This is a genomic window from Alkalihalophilus marmarensis DSM 21297, assembly GCF_000474275.2.
Classification (GTDB): Bacteria; Bacillota; Bacilli; order Bacillales; family Bacillaceae_D; genus Alkalihalophilus; species Alkalihalophilus marmarensis.
This window is the reverse complement of sequence record NZ_ATAE01000015.1, coordinates 1-2333: the sequence shown is the minus strand read 5'-3', so window position 1 is coordinate 2333 and position 2333 is coordinate 1. Positions and strand designations below refer to the sequence as shown.

The window sequence follows — 2333 nt, the reverse complement described above, 5'->3', positions numbered from 1 at the left end:
CGTTTAAGTGACTCCTTAAAAGGAGAGGGAGGGACGGCCATTCGTCGTTTTTATCAAGAATGCCACCTCCCATTTATTCATTACTTAACCGGAACCCTCGCACAATATGAGCAGCTACTTATGCAAATGAAGTCCTCGCTGCAAGCACTTGAACCAGCATCAAACGGAAGAATTCAAGAGAGCTTCCTTGAACAAGAAGTCGAGAACGGCTTAAAACAGGTTGAACTCGTCACAACCGCACTCACCAACCAAACAAATGCGACAATGCAAAAGATACAAGACATCGTCTACCTAAAGCCGCTGCAAGACGATGAAGTGAGGCAATATGTACAAAAAGCCAAGCAAGAAAAAGACCAAACGCTAGAGCAGCTGCATCAATTTGATTATGAGCAGTCGGCAGCACTAGGTTCAGTTGAAGCAGATGTAAATATTATGAAAAGCTATACAAAAGATCTAAGTAGCATGATTCAACGGCAAGGGTCTGATATAGTAAATTTTTCTTTGAATTCATTGTCGTACCAAGTAAGCTATACTATGTTAAAATCAAACCTATCAAACAAGCAACACCGACATAATCAGATCATCAACCAAATGAATCAACCTGCTTATTTAAGGTACACTGGAATGCAACAATCTTTAAGATTTGACAAATGGGTAAACCCTAGCTGCCCAAGACCTGACATGATTAACCAATCAACCGTGATTCAGGATGACCTCCAATGGTGGGAAAAAGCAAGTAATAAAATTATTGATAGTGCGAAATCAGCAGGCAACAAAATCGTTGGTGGTGCAAAGACAACAGTTAGAGTGGCAAATGAAAATTCTAGAGAAATAAGCTCCGCAATTCTTGACTTCACCCCAATTCTAGGAAACGTGAAGGCTGGATACGAAGCTACACATGGTGTCGACCCAATCACAAAAAGGGAACTAGAAGATTGGGAACAAACATTATTGATCGCAGCTGTACTAGGTGGAGGTTTTGTAAAAGCTGGAGTAAGAGGAACTCGAGGGGTAAAAAGTGTTGGTTTTACAGGGAAAGAAAATTTCAATAGAAAAGAAGCCCTGCAAGCAGCTAAAGACTTAGCAGGAGTTCCTAGATCACAGCAACCTCTTCGCCAATGGCAGGTAGGAGATAACATTAATATGAAAGGAGGAAACTTTAAAAATTATGAGTTCAGCTCAAACCCTACCCATCATGGACGTTATTTTGAGTATGAAACTCCTCAAGGTAAACGAGTTATAGTCGAACATATAAATGATGGTAGAATGCATACACACGCAGGAAAACCTAAAGATGGTGCAAACCCTTTTAATTATGATTTCAAAAAAGAAAGGTACTCTAATATTTACGGGTCAAATAAAGATCATCATATATATTATAAAAAATAACGAGGTATAAAATATGTCAATTCCGAATGAAAAGATAATTAGAAAAAAAGCTATAATTGAAGCGAAAAAGACAATGAGCGCTCTTACTAATTTTGAATTACTAAATTTTGAGGAGTTTGACTCAGACTGGTTAATTTCAATTGAAAATCAATTACAATTGTTCCGTAAGCTTGATTCTAAGCCCGCCTTTACTAATGCAAATAAGAACAAAGACGAGGTTAGTGAATGGATTGTTAACTCATTAGATTTTCTCAAGAACAAAAAAGAGTTCTCTATAATCATTCCTAACACTTCATATCCTGTTTGGGCTAATGTTAAAGTTGAAGATTTAATTAAAGGCATTTCTGAACTCTTGGAGATATCAATATCTAATGAATTATCAATAGCGGACAAATCTTCTACTATTATTGCACAAATTTATTCTGAAGAAAAAGGTTATGAGATTCACATAGGGAAGGTTATTACTGATTACTAGGGTTAACTCGATCTTTCACTCGTGCTTAGGCTAAATATAGTCTAAGCACTTTTCAGATAATTCTAAGAGTATTTTCAATCTGATTAATCAATCATTCCTCTCATATGCTGTTAATGAATAAGCTGGCTCAAAGGAATATATCGCCTAACTTGCTACATACGAATCAGCTAAACTCCTTACATATGAATTGGCAGGATCCTATTACCTTTAATCGATGGTATAATCCTTCCTGCGCGAAGCCTGTTGCAGCAGCAAATGCCACCGCAGAAGCTGAAGACACCGGCGGATTTTTTAAAGGGGCATGGCAGGGGATTGCGAAGGCTTTCACAGATACAGTAGATGGGATTAAGCGTCTTGTGACAGAGCCGGTGGAAGTGCTGGATGAAACCGTTGATTTTATTACCGATGTAGCAGATGATCCAAGCCTACTCCTTGATATCGGCCACGCTTTATGGATCTCGTTTGATGA

The 2333-nt window shown here is 38.2% G+C and carries 3 protein-coding genes; all 3 read left to right on the top strand.

Going from position 1 to position 2333, the window contains the following annotated elements; all coding sequences use genetic code 11:
• The coding region (locus A33I_RS20210) for a T7SS effector LXG polymorphic toxin (protein ID WP_022627599.1) at positions 1 to 1389 on the top strand (1389 nt) is incomplete at its 5' end.
• Between the two features lie 13 nt (positions 1390 to 1402).
• On the top strand, positions 1403 to 1864 hold the full coding sequence (locus A33I_RS06125) for a hypothetical protein (protein WP_022627598.1): 462 nt from the start codon (positions 1403 to 1405) through the stop codon (positions 1862 to 1864).
• A 149-nt stretch (positions 1865 to 2013) separates the two neighbouring features.
• Positions 2014 to 2333: hypothetical protein (locus A33I_RS06120; RefSeq protein WP_152976442.1), on the top strand; the 320-nt coding region annotated here is incomplete at its 3' end.